This is a genomic window from Mucilaginibacter sp. (assembly GCF_036383575.1).
In the GTDB taxonomy this organism is placed as follows: Bacteria; Bacteroidota; Bacteroidia; order Sphingobacteriales; family Sphingobacteriaceae; genus Mucilaginibacter.
This window is the reverse complement of the sequence record NZ_DASVOB010000156.1, coordinates 1-17325: the sequence shown is the minus strand read 5'-3', so window position 1 is coordinate 17325 and position 17325 is coordinate 1. Positions and strand designations below refer to the sequence as shown.

General features: G+C 44.1%; 13 protein-coding genes and 1 tRNA gene. 6 read left to right on the top strand and 8 right to left on the bottom strand.

The genetic code is table 11. The features are described 5' to 3' along the window. Positions 1-331 precede the first annotated feature (331 nt). Positions 332-745: a cupin domain-containing protein gene (locus tag VF500_RS05690; RefSeq protein WP_330858745.1), complete on the top strand. Its 414-nt coding sequence runs from the start codon at positions 332-334 to the stop codon at positions 743-745. A 398-nt stretch (positions 746-1143) separates the two neighbouring features. Here VF500_RS05690 and VF500_RS05685 read toward each other — a convergent pair whose 3' ends face one another. Next, the gene (locus tag VF500_RS05685) at positions 1144-4776 is read right to left on the bottom strand and encodes a family 78 glycoside hydrolase catalytic domain (RefSeq protein ID WP_330858744.1); all 3633 of its coding nucleotides are present in this window, start codon (positions 4774-4776) and stop codon (positions 1144-1146) included. Positions 4777-4931: 155 nt separating this feature from the next. On the opposite strand from VF500_RS05685, the gene VF500_RS05680 reads away from it, so the two are divergent. Both VF500_RS05680 and VF500_RS05675 read left to right on the top strand, forming a co-directional pair. Next, positions 4932-5378 carry a MarR family transcriptional regulator gene (locus tag VF500_RS05680; RefSeq protein WP_330858743.1) on the top strand — a complete coding sequence of 149 codons (447 nt, stop codon included), beginning with the start codon at positions 4932-4934 and terminating at the stop codon, positions 5376-5378. 41 nt (positions 5379-5419) lie between these two features. Further along, positions 5420-6346 carry a DUF6268 family outer membrane beta-barrel protein gene (locus VF500_RS05675; RefSeq protein WP_330858742.1) on the top strand — a complete coding sequence of 309 codons (927 nt, stop codon included), beginning with the start codon at positions 5420-5422 and terminating at the stop codon, positions 6344-6346. A gap of 109 nt (positions 6347-6455) precedes the next feature. Here VF500_RS05675 and VF500_RS05670 read toward each other — a convergent pair whose 3' ends face one another. After that, positions 6456-7016: a hypothetical protein gene (locus tag VF500_RS05670; protein WP_330858741.1), complete on the bottom strand. Its 561-nt coding sequence runs from the start codon at positions 7014-7016 to the stop codon at positions 6456-6458. 198 nt (positions 7017-7214) lie between these two features. Further along, entirely contained in the window at positions 7215-8291 is a 1077-nt protein-coding gene (locus VF500_RS05665) for a YncE family protein (RefSeq protein ID WP_330858740.1), read from the bottom strand. 270 nt (positions 8292-8561) lie between these two features. Here VF500_RS05665 and VF500_RS05660 point away from each other — a divergent pair, with 270 nt between their 5' ends. Beyond that, positions 8562-8948, top strand: a complete 387-nt coding sequence (locus VF500_RS05660) for a VOC family protein (RefSeq protein ID WP_330858739.1) — start codon at positions 8562-8564, stop codon at positions 8946-8948. A gap of 709 nt (positions 8949-9657) precedes the next feature. On the opposite strand, the gene VF500_RS05655 is transcribed toward VF500_RS05660, so the two are convergent. Beyond that, positions 9658-9730, bottom strand: a tRNA-Gly gene (locus tag VF500_RS05655). A gap of 525 nt (positions 9731-10255) precedes the next feature. On the opposite strand from VF500_RS05655, the gene VF500_RS05650 reads away from it, so the two are divergent. Then, positions 10256-12535, top strand: a complete 2280-nt coding sequence (locus VF500_RS05650; protein ID WP_330858738.1) for a glycoside hydrolase family 3 N-terminal domain-containing protein — start codon at positions 10256-10258, stop codon at positions 12533-12535. 184 nt (positions 12536-12719) lie between these two features. Here VF500_RS05650 and VF500_RS05645 read toward each other — a convergent pair whose 3' ends face one another. From VF500_RS05645 to VF500_RS05635, 3 genes are all read right to left on the bottom strand, one after another. Then, positions 12720-13538, bottom strand: coding sequence for an N-acetylmuramoyl-L-alanine amidase (locus VF500_RS05645; RefSeq protein WP_330858737.1), 819 nt, complete (start codon positions 13536-13538; stop codon positions 12720-12722). Further along, complete coding sequence (locus VF500_RS05640; RefSeq protein WP_330858736.1) at positions 13535-13981, bottom strand: Fur family transcriptional regulator; 447 nt, start codon at positions 13979-13981, stop codon at positions 13535-13537. Before VF500_RS05640 ends, VF500_RS05645 begins: the two co-directional genes overlap by 4 nt. 380 nt (positions 13982-14361) lie before the next feature. Further along, entirely contained in the window at positions 14362-14781 is a 420-nt protein-coding gene (locus tag VF500_RS05635; protein WP_121224433.1) for a MerC domain-containing protein, read from the bottom strand. Between the two features lie 145 nt (positions 14782-14926). Between VF500_RS05635 and VF500_RS05630 the strand changes: the two genes are divergently transcribed. Beyond that, complete coding sequence (locus tag VF500_RS05630) at positions 14927-15565, top strand: phosphatase PAP2-related protein (protein WP_330858735.1); 639 nt, start codon at positions 14927-14929, stop codon at positions 15563-15565. A 193-nt stretch (positions 15566-15758) separates the two neighbouring features. Here VF500_RS05630 and VF500_RS05625 read toward each other — a convergent pair. Then, positions 15759-17325: gluconokinase (locus VF500_RS05625; RefSeq protein WP_330858734.1), on the bottom strand; the 1567-nt coding region annotated here is incomplete at its 5' end.

Below are 17325 nucleotides of genomic sequence, written 5' to 3'. Positions count from 1 at the left end.
TCACCAGCTTTATATTGTGTTGAAAAGAACGGCCATCGCATTAATAAAGCTTTACTAATTAATGCACGGTAATTGGTTAAAAACAAATATAGTTAACAAAAAATTAAATGTGCAATCGATTGCACAAAAAATAACACCATTTATTTAAGTATTGAATAATTCAGGCACCTGTCAGGCAATGCCACCGACAGATACAAATTTGTTTGGCAAAACCCGACTATTCCAGCCCTGCGAATGTCTGCCTGAAGGTTAATTTGGTCTGCTTCATTGATTTGGTGTTTCATAACAGGCTGTTCAAGACCGTAGTTTTACTAAAAATTAAACTAACACCATGAAAACTAACAAAAACAAACTGGCTGCTGCCATCATTATTGCTGTCCTTGCAGCCTTTACGCTTCCTTCATCATCCTTTGCACAGCAGGTTCCAGCGGGAGGCCGCACCGAGCTGCAGCGCCATGACCTGAGCACTCCCGGCCGCGAAATGGTACAGATACGCGTAGATATTGAAAAGGGACAAGCTTATCCGTCACATACACACTTTGGCGAGGAAATCATCTATGTACTTGCCGGCGAACTCGAATACCATGTAGAGGGCAAACAGCCGGCAATACTTAAAGCCGGCGATGTTTTATTTATTCCCTACGGCATTGCACATTCGGTAAAAAATGTGGGAGATACTAAAGCAAGTGAACTTGCTACTTATATTGTTGAAAAAGACAAGCCCCTTGTTACGTTGATCAAGTAAGGGACATTGAAAACGGGGTCAGTCTGAGCCTGTCGAAGACTGACCGGCCCTCTTTTATCATCGGTGAACCTCAAGATCCTCTGCAAGTTTAAGTTAACCCACAAAATTCACCAACCTAAAATTTCAATAGGAGGCACCTATGGAGCCAAAAAATATCCTCTTTTAAGGCTATAAACATGTGGCCCCGCTGGGGCCGGCAAGGTTTTATAACATAATCAGGTATTAATTAAGGTGTGCTTAAGGAAAGATGCACCAGAGGTGCAAAAGGTTTGTAGTAGCATAAAAGTATAGAAATATCCTTTGCCCCATAGGGGCAAAACAAAACGCCTTGCCGATTAAACTGCAAGGCGTTTTGTGGGTTAACTTAAATCTGCGAGAGACCCTGAGGGAACGTTTTTTTACAGAGTTGACTGAAACCGATAATCCCCAGACGCCAAACGATAAACCGCCTTATTTCCTTCAACCCTGATAAAAGTGATACCTTTTACCCCGGCGATAGGCTTACCACCTTCAGTAACCTGTTTAACGGCGGTTGCCGGAAGTAATAAAGTAGCCGTAGTATTTGCCGGAACTGTAGCGTTATAAGTCAATGTTTTGCCGCTTACAGACCAGCTGCTGTTTATCCTGCCATAGGGCGACTCATAAGACCCTTTTGCCCAGGTCATCTTGCCAGTAGGATCGGGCTCTGGTTGCAAAATAAATTTCTTAAACCCAGGCTCATCGCGCTGGATCCCGATAGAATAAGCAAGCATCCACTGGCCAATTGCACCGAACGAATAGTGGTTAAATGAGTTCATGCTGTTATTGCCGCCAAAACCATTCTCTACAGTATATCCGTTTAACCTTTCCCAAATGGTTGTGGCGCCCTGGTCAATAGCATACAGCCATGATGGGTAATGCTCATTCTGCAACATTTTATAAGCCAGGTCCGAATGCCCATGATCTGAAAGTGCCTTGCTGATCCCTGCCGTACCTACAAACCCTGTCATGAGGGAATAAGCCGGGCGGACAATGCCCTGGTCATCCTTATTTTCCCGTTCAACGGCAGCCTCCAGGTTTTTTGCCATATAACTGACGTTTTCGTCGCTGAATACGCCAAGTGCCAAGCCTGTTGCATAAGCGGTTTGTGTATCCGAAACTTTAAACTCTTTCTTTCCGGGTTCGCCGAACATCCCACCGCCAATAAATCCTACGGCCTTTTTATCAGCATTAACAAATGTTTTATTGAAGAAGGCTTTACGCTCTTCATATTTTTTGCTGAACTTCTCAGCATCGTCTTTCTTTCCTAAAATGACGGCGACCTTTGCCATAATGCCCAGGTCATAAACATGATAAGCCGTAACCGGGAAGGCGGTACCCAACTGCATATACTGCGGACCAAGCCAGTCGCCCAGTACGCCATCTGTACTGAAGCCTGTTTTCGGGTCGATGGTTGAGTCTATATAGTCCATGTACCTGCTCATAGCCTCGTAATGTTCTGCAAGCAGGGATAAATCATTATATTGCTGGTAGGCTTCCCATGCTACGGTGATCCCAGCACTTCCCCAAATTACCCCGCCAAATCCACCGCCAACAGGCGCTATATCAGTAAACCGACCCTGCTCGGTTTGCAGGTCTCGCATGGCCAGCATATGCCTGCGTAAAAACTGATCGGCATTGGATACATAGGTAGCCGTACGCGAAAAAATACTAATATCACCCGACCAGCCCATCCGCTCATTTCTTTGCGGGCAGTCTGTAGGTATGGTCAGGAAGTTATCGATATTTGACCAGGTAAGGTTTGACCATAGTTTGTTCACCTTTGGGTTGGAAGTTGCATAATCGGCCGTAAGTTTTTTTACCGAACTGATTCCCAGTCCCTGCACATCACCAAGAGGCAGCGGACTATCAATACCGGTGATTTCAATATACTGATACCCATGCGACGTAAAATGCGGTTGGATCACCTGGTCGCCATCCTTCATGATATAAAGATCCTGGCTTAAAGCTGCACGGTAATTTTCGGTCATGATCATACCTACATTTTTACCGGATTCTTTCAGGTTCGGGTACAGGATCTCGGCGTAACGCAGCGTCAGTTTCTTTCCGGCGATGCCATTTTTGATGCTGATCTTAGGCACACCTACAAAGTTTTGCCCCATATCATATACATAAACACCTTTTCTAACCTCCTTCACCCCTTTTGCGGTAAGGGTTTTATAGATGCCTGCCGATGTACCGATCTGCCCGGTCATCAAAATATGGTCAAAATCAAGAGGGATCTTTTTTCCGAAGTAGTCGACTTCATCCCCTGTATATGTTGTTCCTTTTAAAGATATCTCTTCCGCTTTTTGCCAGTTGCGATCATCGTAGGCTACCGTGTTCCAATCTTTAACAGCGGCATCCCTGGTTGCATCATCAACCTCGCCCATATCCAGGCTACTGTAAACAACAGGGCCATGATTATAATATTTCCAGCTTTTATCGTTGGTTTTGATCACCTCTTCCGAACCATCGGCATAGGTAATTACCAGTTTAGCCAGCAATGATTGCCGGTCGCCAAAATGGTTCCAAACAGAACCGTAGCTCAGTAAGCCACTCCACCAACCTTCTCCAAGCATGGCGCCGATGGCATTTCTTCCTTTGCCTATCATGGCGGTTACATCATATGTTTGGTAAAGGTGGGTCTTGTTATACTGGGTAAGCCCGGGGTTGTAATAATCGTTACCTACCCGCTTACCATTAAGATAAACTTCATAGATCCCTCTTGCAGTTACATAAAGCCTGGCTTTTGAAATAGCTTTATCGGTATTAAACACCGACCGTAACATCGGCATGGCATTCCGGCTTGGATCGGCAAGGATAAACGCCCCGGCATTTCCGCCGTTTACTTCATATTTCCCATCTTTTATAGTTAGCCCTGACGATGACACGGCAGCAGCTTCTTTGAAAATTCCGCGGTAGCTATTTTCATCAAGTTTTTCATTGAATAAAGTACTACGCGGCGACCTGATATTTGACACGGTAAGATCAGAAAATTTAGCCTTCTGCCCCTGATCTGCAGAAAAACCTATCTCCCCCAGCATCCCGTATGTGATCAAATCATGACCCGTCCCAAGCGGGTTAAGCGTTACTACAGCTCCGCGGTTTGCCGGTGCTACCACTGTTCCATTTTTCTCATCGGCAAGAAATGTTTTATCATCGTCGACAGTAAATGTAAGCGTACCAAACTCGTTATGGACCAGGATGGAGTGTGGTTTGTTCTTGTTGCCATTACCAATCAGGTCGTTTTTTACCGGGAAACTTTTAAATACTTTACCCAATATATCTTTTTCCGAATATCCTGCCCGGTATACATTGATCTTCGCATTCCCGCCCTGCTCCAAACCCGAAATATCCAACTCAACTTTAAAATACGATTGGTTCTTTTTATTGGCGAGCTGAAAAACGTTCTTGTTACTATCCATCAAACGTGGATCATTAGCAGCGAAGATCATACTTGCCCTGGAGCTGCCCGGCGCAATAGCCACTTTATATTGGAGGTTATATAACGGCAGATAATGCGCATAAAGTACCAGGTCATTATCCCCGCCACCTATCCATTGCGCGCCATCCCAGGCCGACATGCCGGTGTCCATCAACCCGGTCTCGAACCAGGAGCCAGCGGAGGAAACACCGCCCGCCTGATCCCAAACATTTATTGTCCAATTATACCGGGTTGTGGCTTTAAGCGGAGAACCGGCATAAACCACAGCCAGGGCTGTTCCGCTTTTAATTCTGGAGCTGTTCCATACTACTTTCCCCTGCGGATCTTTTACTGTGATCTGATAGGCCATTTGGCTGTACCCTCTCGTGCTTCCGGATGCCAGCATTTGCCAGCTGAAACGGGGCAATTTAACATCAATACCAATGGGAGTATCCGTATACTCCACTTGCAGGTTAACTATCTTAAGTCCTTTTGCGGCACCATACAGGTTAATTTGTGTGAATAAAAACATTAGCAACAAAGCAAGGGCAACAGGTTTTGCTGCAAAGGCGCAGTTTTTTGTCATAATTGGGTTTACAGTGAAAATAATTGGTTAACCGCAATATGCATATTTACCGGCGCTTAACTGTCCCCCACCTACCCCCTTTTATTTGCAAACCGGAATAAAACTATATTTCCAACAAATGGTTGATATATCAACCATTTGTTTACCTTTGTATTATGGATCAGCATAATCATCCTATACCGCCGTACATGATCGCCCAAATTGGGATGGTTTCAAACAGGCTGCGCCGGGAATGTGATAAAGCCTTCAGGGACCAGGGCTTTCCATTGGAGATGGATCAATTACAGGTTTTACTTAGCCTGTACTACTCCGGACCTACCTCTCAGCAGGAGATCTGTTCCAGGCAACAACGCGACAAGGCTTCCGTTAACAGAACAGTGGCCTTTTTGCTTAAGAACAATATTGTAAAGGTAGAACAGGACATTAACGACAAACGGAAAACCCGTGTTGAATTAACAGAATACGGCAATAAACTCTCTATACAGGCCAATGCTGTTCTTGAAAAGTTTGATGCAGCCTTAGCAGCAGAGTTTACCGATGAAGAAAAAAAGCAGTTCGACAACCTGATGAAGAAACTAATTTCAGTAGTTACCCCTATGTAATCAACAACATCTCCTATACACTTTAAAACAAATTAACAGATATGAAAAAATACATTTTTCTTCTGACAGGCTTTTTATTGCCCATACTTTCCTATTGCCAAAGCCCGGATACTGCAAAACATAAAAAGTTTCTTACCACATCACCCTTCCTTGGTGGAGTTAGCGTAACTGATATTGTTAGCCCTGTTAAAGTAAACAACAGTACCATGACCATGCAGCAGCCAATCGCTGACATCGGCATCCCTGTTTATAAAGATTTTTCGACTGTAAATTCTGTTTTGATCAAAACCGGCATCCGTTACCGGGGCTTGTTCCTGTCAAACGAGGAAAAAATTGGCGAGAGTGCTTTTCATTCTGTCACTATCCCGTTATTGCTGAATTATTCGCTTTCCCGAACTAAAACAATTTCCTTTATAGGTTTAGCCACTGCCGGTTCAGATTTTAAAAGCGGCATTGAAGCCAACGACATCCAGTATACCCTCGGTGTACGCCTGGGCTTCCGGGCAAGCAAATCTTTTAAATGGGGTGTTACATTGGTATATACCCGCAACTATTCGGGCAAATTCCTGTTACCGCTACCTGATTTTGACTGGACCATCAATGACAACTGGAACCTTACCGCTGTTTTACCTTCCAGGGCCTCTTTAAAACGCAGGCTCTCCAAGTCGCAATCACTGGGCCTTACTGTTGGCTTAGACGGCAGTATGTACCGGCTAAATACTACCAATCAACCTCAATACATTCATTTGCGCCAAAACAGCGCCGGCTTACTTTATGACCTCACACTTAGCAGAAGATGGAAGTTCGCCATGGTAGCCGGCCATACCTTTATGCAAAGACTGGAAACATTTAACATGGATCAAAAAGTTCCATTTGAAGGTTTTGGTAAGCTTAACGATCGGGTAGCCAATATCTCTTACAGGCAAAATTCATTTATATTTCAGGGAGGGGTTAGTTATCAGTTTTGATAGGCGGTACATATTTTGTGGATTGACTTCCCTACCGAAGTACCAAATAAACGACTGTAAGTTAAATGTACGTTTGGCTTACAGTTTTTCTGTTATGGGAAACTTTTATTTATTTCTCAATGCTTCGAGCTCCGCCAGTTCCTTTGAACTTTTTTTCCTTTAATTTCATAAAAGTTTCTGGGGCTATTATTTCTACTGGGCTTTTTTCATTGCCACTTGCAAACCAGAGATCAGATTGATAGAAGCCATCTTTAAGTGGTTCACTAATCTTTTCCAAATCAATCCCCGGCCCTATTACGCTTTCATATAAACCACAAGTCGGGCATAAGTTTTCTTCCCTGTGTGCTGTATATTCGATAATATTCCCTTTTATGTAAAACTGAAAAAAACCTGGTGCCTTAACCAATGGAATAAATTCGAGGTTGTCATATTGGTTTTCTTCGCAGAACTTTTTAAAAGCGTCGCTTACAATCGTAACATTATCATAAGTTGATGAGTAGTCATACGCCTTTTTACGCAATTTAAAGTTAGGATTATGATACCTGTAATCTGTCCTGTAACCGCAAACTTCACATTTTGGAATATCAATTAACTCTGGGAATAATTCCTCACAACTTCCCGTCATGTGGCTGTTGTTATCCCAGCCGGAGAGTTCGTAGCAAACGATCATTTTGATTTCAACTTTTACTTCACAAAATACGGTTTATAATATAGAAAATTACCACTTGGTAAGTAAGAATACCTTTTCTTTAAATCTTCTATAAAACTGCTGGACAATAATCCTATTTGGAGTACAAACCCCTCCGAAAAATCAGGATGGGCTCTATATTATTTTAGATGTTTACTCAACTATGGCCAACATACATCATCACCGCCTAACCGCCCAGGCCAAACCATCTGCCCCGCGTATCTTAATATGCCCGGTCACTTCCAACTTATTGAGATCTATTACAGCCACATAATCATCTCCGGTGCAACCGATGAATGCGCGTGATCCGTCATCATCAACCAGGATACCAGCCGCGCCATGCCCGGTATTTATACGTTTCAACTCCTGGTGCGATACCGCATCGAAAATAAACAGGTCGCCGGTACGGAGGCTGGTAACCAGTACGCGCTTACCATCCGGTGTAAATTGAAGCCTGTTGGCACCCACAACCTTCGCATCAATTGTAGTAGTTACCTTTTTGGCTGCAATATCGATGATTGAAATATTGCCGTCCTCTGCACCTGCAGTCCATAGTTCAAGACCATCGGGCGAAACATCAAAACCCTCGGAGCCTTTGGCTACCGGGATAACTGTCTGTATCCAATCATGGCGTGCCGGAGGTGTGAACCCGGGCGGAGGCGTTGCACCTGCAGGAGGAGCCCCTCCTCCCGGAGGCCCCATTGGCTTCAGCAGGCTATCCACCAAAATGCTTACCGTTGCCGATGAAACATTTGTGGTATAAACCTTTTTCCCATCATTGGTTACATAGATCATATGCGTTCGGTCCTGGCCTGTTCCCATGGCCCAGTCAAACTTACCCGTTGCGGGGTCATAACGGCCGACAGCTTTAGCACCCTCTGCCGAAAACCATACCTTACCCACGGCAAATGTTAGCCCATGAGGCCCCATCAACGGCCTGGTATCAAGGGCAGGCAAAGGTTTTTGTGCCACGAGGTCAACCACACTAAGCTCGTGCAGGCTTCCACCGCCATAGATGGAAACATAAGCGGTCTTTCCATCAGCCGATGCTACAACCTCATGAGGATCGGAACCTACCGGAACACGTGCGAGAACTTTCAGGGTAACCGGATCGATGATAGCCAGGATGTGATCACTTTTTGAAAGTGCAAGCAGGGAACGTGATGGCGTAGCCTGCGCCTGGCATTTAATCGCTGTAAAAACTACCGGTACACACAATGAGCTTACAGTAAGCAATTTGAACAAGCTGAATTTCATAGCTTTTAAAATTTGATGGCGCGCGATTTTCTTCATAGGATTAGCAGATTGGAGAAACAGGTTATCATTAGTTTCGATCATAAGAAATGATTTTCCTTATAAACAAATATACTGAACTACCTGATTTTTAGTGGATAAATCGACCAGAGCCGGGAGATAACCGACCATAAGCTATTCTTGATAGATAAGGCTTCGTAAAACTGAAATTCCCATATTGCTAATCCATCTTTGCCTTCATACCTTTATATCAGCAACCTCAATATTTAACACATGAATCAGCCATCCATCGCCGGCATTGCGCCATTCTTCATCGTTCGCGACGTTAGGGTAGCTCTTAGCTTTTATAGCGAAAAACTTGGTTTTGAAGCAGTTTTTAAAGAACCTGCCCATGATCCTTTTTTTGCTATTGTACAGCGCGATGGGGCGATGATCTTCCTTAAGGCTGTAAACGCAGATCCCGTTCCCAACCGTAAACGCGCCGCGGATGCCCGGTGGGACGCCTATGTCGGTACTCCTGATCCGGATAAGTTAGCCGCTGAATTTATATCGAGGGGAACTGTCTTTACTTCTCCCTTGCAGGATACTCATGACGGCTTACGCGGCTTTGAGCTGGAAGATGCCGACGGGTATCTCCTGTTTTTTGGCCGCCCCCGTTAACAGGTATGCTTTTTGCAACTGGTACAGCATGGATCAAAATTATTTACTAAACTCCATTGATGGGGTCGACGTAATCTTAATCCCTGGTTCAGGGAGTTACGTCTGCGTTTTCGAACCGGAAACACAATCCAATCCGGACCTGGCACAGCCAATGCTCGCTACGATACTGGATAAAGAACTGGCTTTTCAACCAACCGGCAATAATATGATTTCAGAAGAAGAACTGCTGAAAGTTATTCGCTGGTACAGTTACCGCAAAACGTTTTCCTGAAAATATCACAGAAATTTATCCGCAAACAGTCCTTTTTACCTATTCACAGGTAAAATCAGCGTATATAAACTTTCCCGAACCGGGGAAGAATTACCCTCCTACAGTGCTCGTGCGCTCACTCCCTATCACTGATCATTTTTGTATCGAAACTGTTACAGATCTATTTTTATAAAAATGGTCTTTAAAACAAAAAACATCGGCCTTTAAAACAAAAGCGCTGTAGCCCATCGCCTATACTTTTGTTTCATTAAATCATTTAAAAATGGAGCTGGAGCTGGCGCACTACTGCATCAGGGAATGTTAGCGCAGAAGTAGGATTTGTGAACCCTGTTGCACTTCATCTATACCTTTAAGAATCATTTTAGTTATTCCCCCGACGAGCATGCAATAAATTGAGGATATAAAAAATGCCTTTCTCCGCACAGAGAAAGGCTTTTGAGCGAAAGACGAGATTCGAACTCGCGACCCCGACCTTGGCAAGGTCGTGCTCTACCAACTGAGCTACTTTCGCGTTGGTGGCCGCAAATATATAACTTCAGACATATGCAGTCAAAATATTTTTTCAAATTCCGAACATTAATTTTAACATGCTTTTAATCAAATATTTACATAACCATTTAATTTAATGTTGCTGTATAAAACTTTAATCTCACCTAAAATGAGACGAAAAAAAGAGGCTCAGCCAGCTCTTTTGTTCATTTTAAGCTAAACATTCGGCAGAAAAACCAGTATGGAATAATTCTTCGTCTTTCCTATTCAATAGCCTTTTGCCAGCATCAAGCCGATATTTTAATCCATCATTTATACAGGTTTGTCCATTTCTAAAACCGGACTAAAAATCTATTTTGCCCCTCTTCTAATCATGAAATAATGCTGAAGTACAGCAGCTATATCCATAACCGTAAATTAATATCAAGTCATTTTGTTCAATTGGTTAAACGTTTTATCTTCGCAAAACACTCGCAATCGATTGCGAATATGCGCTATAATTTAAAAATCCAAAACCAATATACACCTACTACCTAATTAGCACTTAATGAAAAGAACGTCTATCTTAATCGCCTTCCTGCTTTTATCGGGAATCAATTGCTTTGGCGCTTTACGCACAGTAACCGATACACCGTTATACAAGAACAAAAAAGCCACAGTAAACGCCCGGGTTGAAGACCTGCTGGCACGAATGACGCTGAAAGAAAAGATCCAGCAGTTGCAGAACAGGGCATCGGGCCGGGCAGATGAAATTGAAGGCATCTTTAAAGGCGAAAGTTATGGTTGCACCCATGAAATGAACATGAAAGCGGCAGATTGCGCCGATATGTACCAAAAGCTGCAAACCTACATGCTAACCAAAACACGGTTAGGCATCCCTATCCTTACTGCCGCCGAAGGGATTGAAGGCATCCTGCAAAATGGTTGTACACTATTCCCCCAGGAGCTTGCACAGGGAAGTACCTTTAATCCTGTCCTGATCCGCAAAATGACGGAGGCCGCCGGTGCTGAAGCTGATGTGATCGGCATTCACCAGATCCTTTCACCAGTATTAGATATTGCCCGCGAACTAAGATGGGGCCGCGTAGAGGAAACTTACGGCGAAGACCCTTACCTGATAGCGCAAATGGGTATCGCTTTTGTAAACGGCTATCAAAAATATAATATCACCTGCACCCCTAAACATTTCATGGCACACGGCTCACCTTCGGGAGGTTTAAATTGTGCCAATGTAAGCGGCGGCGAGCGCGAACTGCGCAGCCTGTACATGTACCCGTTTAAAAGGGTTATTGCCGAAACCAACCCGCTGGCAGTAATGTCATGCTATAGCTCATATGATGGTATAGCCATGAGCGGATCTCATTATTACATGACCGATATACTGCGTACCGAGCTTGGCTTTAAGGGTTATGTATACTCCGACTGGGGATCGGTAGATCGCCTGCTAACTTTTCATCATGCGGTTGCAACACAGGAAGATGCCGCTAAAATGGCGCTTGTTGCCGGTATCGATCTTGATATAGACGATGCTTATCAACACCTGCAAAAATTGGTTGAAAGCGGCAAACTGGACCTGAAATATATTGACCTCGCGGTACGCCGTGTACTGACGGTTAAGTTCACTTTGGGTTTGTTCGATGCCCCTTATGGCAACCCGGCAAAGGTTGATAAAGTAGTACACAGTGCCGCAAACATAGCGGTATCAAAAGAGGTTGCTGATGAAAGTGCCGTGCTTGTTAAAAACAGCAACAATATTTTACCTCTAAATCTATCTAAATACAAATCAATAGCAGTGGTTGGTCCTAATAGTAACCAAACCATTTTTGGTGATTACTCCTGGACGCAGCGCGATCCGAAAGAGGGCGTAACTCTACTGCAAGGACTTAATGAAGTTATCGGCAACAAAGTCACCATAAACAACGCAGAGGGTTGCGATTGGTGGAGCCAGGATAAAACTCACATCCAGGATGCTGTTAAAGCCGTAGAGGCAAGCGATATCGCGATAGTTGCCATTGGTACCCGCAGTACATTTTTAGGTCGTAGTCCCAAGTACTCCACCTCGGGTGAGGGCTTTGACCTGTCATCACTTGAACTGCCCGGCGTGCAAATGGATCTATTGAAAGCCATAAAAGCAACCGGTAAACCCATGATAGTAGTGTTTATTGCAGGTAAACCGCTTGCCATGCCATGGGTTAAAGACAACGCCGATGCGGTACTTGTGCAATGGTACGGCGGCGAAAAACAAGGGCGTACACTCGCGGACATCCTCACGGGAGCGGTAAATCCGTCGGGCAGGTTAAATGTATCTTTCCCGCGCAGTACAGGTAATACGCCTTGCTACTATAATCATTTTGTAACCGACAGGGAAGAACCATTTGATCAGCCCGGCACGCCTGAGGATCCTAAAATGCACTACATTTTTGACAAACCCGAACCGGTTTGGAATTTTGGCTATGGCTTAAGCTACACCAGTTTTAAATATACCAACTGCACTTTAGCTGATTCTGTTTTTTCGGCAACGGGCGGAACTATCAAAGTATCTGTTGATGTAGAAAACACCGGCACCAGGGATGGCAAAGAAGTAGTGCAGCTTTACATTCATGATAAATTCAGCTCTGTCGCCACCCCGGTAAAACAGCTCAAAGCGTTCAGTAAAGTATTGATCAAAGCAGGCAAACACGCAACGGTAACCCTTGAGGTACCTGTTTCAGAACTGGGCCTATACAACGATAGAATGCAGTACGTAGTAGAGCCCGGCGAATTTGAAATTCAGGTAGGAAGCGCTTCGGATAATATCTGTTTTACAAAAACGGTTACTGTAAAGTAATAAAGAAGGCGTCATTGCGAGGCACGAAGCAATCCCGTGTTCCCTCAGGGGCTCTCGCAGAGGACCCTGAGGTTCGCCGCTTTCTATACATCTACCAGGTTATCCAGAACAGCGAATAAGCGTGGCGGATACATCAGGGTCCTCTGCGAGAGACCCTGATGGGACGTTAAGTTATTCATCCCGTTTATGAGCCTATCGCTTTCCGGTAATTTCGGAGTGCCCTGATAATCGACATCACAATTTCGTGCTGCCCTTCGTCTGAATTAAGATACTCTTCCTCTTCGGGGTTGTTGATAAAACCGGTTTCTATCAGCACGGCCGGCATGGCGCTATGGGCCAGCACCAGTACCCCCTGTTCTTTTACGCCGTTACTTTCCCGGCCGTCTACACCGGTAAACTCATCGTCGAGCAGGTCGCCAAAGCGGATACTTTGCTTACGATATTTCTGAATATAAGCATTCAATACGATCAGGTTTGAAGGATCGCTTTCATCATAGCTCTCGTAATTTTGCTTGTAATCCTTTTCCTGGAAAATGGAGGCATTTTCACGTACGGCCTCTTCCTGCTCCTTAAGGCGGTGAAAGCCGTATACCAGCAGCAGTACTCCTTTTTGTTTATGTGCACGCGCAGCCGTACCCTCGGGCGACGAATTACAGTGAATAGAGATGAACAGGTTACCATGGTTTTGATTGGCAATGGCCGAACGCTGGTTCAGCGGAATAAAAGTATCGTCTGTACGGGTAAGGATAGATTTAACGTCGGTAATGGCCGTATCAAGTGCTGCCTTAAGCTTCAGGGCTATAGAAAGCGTTACATTTTTCTCGAACGAATGCGAGCCACGCGCCCCAGCGTCTTTGCCGCCGTGCCCGGCATCAATAATAACCGTTTTAAACTTAAAGGTTGTAGCAGCCGGTATGGTATCTTTTTGCTGCGCAAATGAACTTAAAGGAAGAAATGTAAAAAACAGGATGACTACCCTGAAAAAAGTACTGATACCTTTCATTTTTTTACCGCCTTTTTACTGCATTTCGGGCATAGGCCCTGGGCATACAAGGTAAAGCCGTGCGGTTCAAAACCTGTAGGAAGATTTATGGCCGGCAAATTCATATCATTGAGGCAATACACATTTTTGCACTGGGTGCAATTAAAATGCAGGTGCTCATCATGATGATCATGCTCGTTACAGTTTGACGAACACAGCGCATAGTTTGCCGTGCCATTAAGATCAAACACTTTATGAATGATCCCTTTTTCTTCAAAAGCATTAAGGATCCGGTAAAGGGTAACCCTATCGATATCATGCATCAGGCTCTCCAGATCGGGCTGTGAGGTAGCCGCATGCCTTGACGACATCATAGATAAAACCCGAAGCCTCGGCGCGGTTTTTTTCAGGTGATGCTTATCAAGCAGGTGCTCAAAATGATGGATATCGCGGATTTGTGTCATGTATTAATCAGGTAATAATTATAAGGCCGCTAATTTAATAATGGTACGTATAATATGCGTTATTAGTTGCCGGCTTTTATAACGGTATTTTTTATATCGTTATTATAAGTACAATGTATCGACTCACCCCGACTTCGCTACGCTCGTCACCCCACTCTGCTTCGCAAAGAGGGGATTGATTTTTTATTTTCCTTACCCTCTTTACGCTTGCGTAGAGAGGGTGGTCCAGCGAAGCGCAGACCGGGTGAGTCAATTATGCGCTTTGTCAATATTATGCCGTACACTGTGAACATGATAATGCTTTTCATGATTACAAGCAGGACTTAAAAAGCAATTAAACAGCAAAAATGCATAAAAGAATTTCCTGTGGCGCTTATCCATTATTCAACTTTTTTAAGTTTATATGTTTTATGATCATGATTGCAGGCATCCGTATACCTGTAGTTTACATAATGCGCGGCAGCTATCAGCAATCCCCCAAAAGGGACTATCATAGCCTCGGCTTTTCCTGTTGTCGCGAAAGCATGCCCACCCATAATGATAGCAAAGCCCAATACCAACATTATTAATGGTACCGAACGGTGATGCGTACGTCTGTAGGAGATGCCGATAGAGTATACTCCTATAGCCAAAGCAAAAATGATCATCCCCCACTCCACCCAGGCATTAGCCAAAAAACCGAGACCAACCAATGGCAAACTGGTAAACAACAAAGGCACCACTGCACAATGGATAGCACAAAGGGTTGATGCGGTTATACCAATATTGTCCAGCCGGGGCGAAAGCTTTTGAAAATCCATGAGGCAAATATAAATAAGTTAATGCAACATAATTGCATTTGTTTTTATTATGTATATTTAAACTTATTAAATTAACAAACACCTGACAATGGCTTAATATTAATCAGCAAACCGTATTTTTGCGGCCTTACTTAATAAAATATAATTGAATTTACAGTCTATCTATCATATAAAACAGCTTTGGCAAAGCGCCTACAATACAAAAGCCAGCAGGCTTAAGTTATTGAGCGCTACTGTTGTCATAGTGATCATCATCAATCTGCTACCATCCTTCTTTAAGTATATTGAAAAAAGAACAGATGGCGTTGTACTTCACGATTGGATCCTGGCGCATTTACCCGCGTATGATCTTTCGGTCCCGATTTTTATACTCATCTGGAGTATGGGACTGCTCATGATGTGGCGGGGACTGTACAATCCACGGGTATGTATTACCTATATCTGGACGTTGAACTTTGTATGTATCGCCCGCTTTGTTACCATTAGCCTGGTCAAGCTTAATCCACCAATAGGCCTTGTTCCACTTATCGACCCCAGCACCAGTGCTTTTTACGGGCATACATTTATTACTAAAGATCTATTTTTTTCTGGCCATACGGCAACTATGGTATTAGTATACCTGCACCTTCAAAAACGAACGGACAAAATAATAGCTTTAATTGCTGCACTGTTATTGGTAGTAATGCTGCTGATACAGCATATTCACTACACTATTGATGTATTGGCTGCACCCGTTATTGTGTATGGATGCTGGAGGTTGGCGAAATGGTTGGGGCTGGAATAAGTATATTATAAACCGTCATCCTGAACTTGTTTAAATCCAGCGGAGTCTGAAGGAGAAACGACATTAAACAAAGAAGGACTGGTCACCCTGAGCTTGTCGAAGGGTCGCGCGCAAAGGCCTTCGACGAGCTCAGCATGACACCCATTTTAAACTTTACCGCCTTCTATAATTCGGCATGACGATATTTTGATTTTCACTCCCATCCATTCACCAAATGCATGCTATCCTTTAAATCGCTATAAAGCTTTTTAAATACAGGGAACATCCTGCTGTAAACCTCATGATCTTTGGTATTCGGTTCGATAAATTCCTGTTGTTCAACCTTGGTGAGTGCATCATAACTTTCGGGATATAATACCCGCGCAGCAAGATAAATTGCCCCCAGGGCTGATGAATCTTCAGATTGAAGCACGGCAAGCCTTTTTCCGGTGATATCCGCCAATATTTGTGTCCACACCGCCGAACTGGTAAAACCACCGCTGATATTGACCTGCCTGATCCCGCCCGATGCATCCTCCAGTGTTTTAAGCACATCGTTCAGTGCGAAGCAGATGCCCTCAAGCCCCGCGCGTAAAAAGTGCGAACGGGTATGTGCAGGCTTGATATTGAAAAATGAGCCACTGGTTTTGGTATCCCAAAGCGGGGCGCGTTCGCCGTACAAGTAAGGTAAAAATATCAATCCGTTGCTTCCGGCAGGCACACTTGCTATCTCGTTAAATAAAGCATCATAATCTGTAGCAGTAATGCTGTCCTTTTGCAAAAAGTTTTTGAGCAGCCAGTTAACCGCTATACCACCGTTATTCACAGCCCCGCCGCAAACATAAGTATGCTCATCGAGCAGATAATTGAAGATCATAGCTTCATAGTTATATACCGGCTTCGAGCTCGTGATCCGTACAGCACCGCTGGTACCAATGGTAAGCGCCGCCACATCCGGGCCAGTTGTATGGCTGCCTAAATTAGCACAGGCCCCGTCACTTGCCCCTGCAATAAATGGCGTATTGATATTTACCCCGGTTAATGCGACTACCTTGGGTTTGATATTGCCGCGATAATAGGTAGTATTAACCGGTGCTGATAATTTTGCAGGAGTAATACCCGTTAACGCAAGCGCCTCTTCATTCCATACCTTTTTAACAATATCAAACAACCCGGTTGCCGAGGCTATGGAATAATCAACCTCAAAAACACCAAAAAGCCTAAACCAGATAAACTCCTTAATCGAAATAAACTTATGCGCAGCCTCGAAAACATCGCTTCGATTTTCGCGCAGCCAAAGCAATTTATTTAATGGCGACATGGCATGAATAGCGGTACCGCAATTATGATATAACGATGCACCTTTTTCTGTTGCACGCAAGGCTTGCGCAATATTTTCGCTCCGGGCATCAGCCCAGGTCATCATAGGCAGCAAGGCCTCCCCATTTTCATCAACCGGGATAATACTGTGCATGGCACTGCTCAGACTTACAGCTTGAGGAGGCAAACCCAATTTAAGCGTAATACCGGCAAGGCATTTTACAAAAGCATCCCAAATCAGCAAAGGATCTTGCTCACTATAACCTGGTTCGGGACTGTTAATAGGATAATGATTGGATACTGTACCCAGCGGTTCGCCCGTTAAACTTACAGCCACGGCTTTGGTACTGCCGGTGCCTATATCAATGCCTAAAATATATGCCTGCATGGTGATGTATTTGATGCCAAAATAGTAAACAGAACCGGGATTGTCTGAATCAGAATTTACAGAATTATAAGAT

What these genes read in the sequence shown, in the direction of transcription:
- VF500_RS05645 (WP_330858737.1), bottom strand. Translation starts at nt 13,538, where the DNA reads ATGAAAGGTATCAGTACTTTTTTCAGGGTAGTCATCCTGTTTTTTACA.
- VF500_RS05685 (WP_330858744.1), bottom strand. Translation starts at nt 4,776, where the DNA reads ATGACAAAAAACTGCGCCTTTGCAGCAAAACCTGTTGCCCTTGCTTTG.
- VF500_RS05660 (WP_330858739.1), top strand. Translation starts at nt 8,562, where the DNA reads ATGAATCAGCCATCCATCGCCGGCATTGCGCCATTCTTCATCGTTCGC.
- VF500_RS05650 (WP_330858738.1), top strand. Translation starts at nt 10,256, where the DNA reads ATGAAAAGAACGTCTATCTTAATCGCCTTCCTGCTTTTATCGGGAATC.
- VF500_RS05690 (WP_330858745.1), top strand. Translation starts at nt 332, where the DNA reads ATGAAAACTAACAAAAACAAACTGGCTGCTGCCATCATTATTGCTGTC.
- VF500_RS05635 (WP_121224433.1), bottom strand. Translation starts at nt 14,781, where the DNA reads ATGGATTTTCAAAAGCTTTCGCCCCGGCTGGACAATATTGGTATAACC.
- VF500_RS05665 (WP_330858740.1), bottom strand. Translation starts at nt 8,291, where the DNA reads ATGAAATTCAGCTTGTTCAAATTGCTTACTGTAAGCTCATTGTGTGTA.
- VF500_RS05640 (WP_330858736.1), bottom strand. Translation starts at nt 13,981, where the DNA reads ATGACACAAATCCGCGATATCCATCATTTTGAGCACCTGCTTGATAAG.
- VF500_RS05680 (WP_330858743.1), top strand. Translation starts at nt 4,932, where the DNA reads ATGGATCAGCATAATCATCCTATACCGCCGTACATGATCGCCCAAATT.
- VF500_RS05670 (WP_330858741.1), bottom strand. Translation starts at nt 7,016, where the DNA reads ATGATCGTTTGCTACGAACTCTCCGGCTGGGATAACAACAGCCACATG.
- VF500_RS05675 (WP_330858742.1), top strand. Translation starts at nt 5,420, where the DNA reads ATGAAAAAATACATTTTTCTTCTGACAGGCTTTTTATTGCCCATACTT.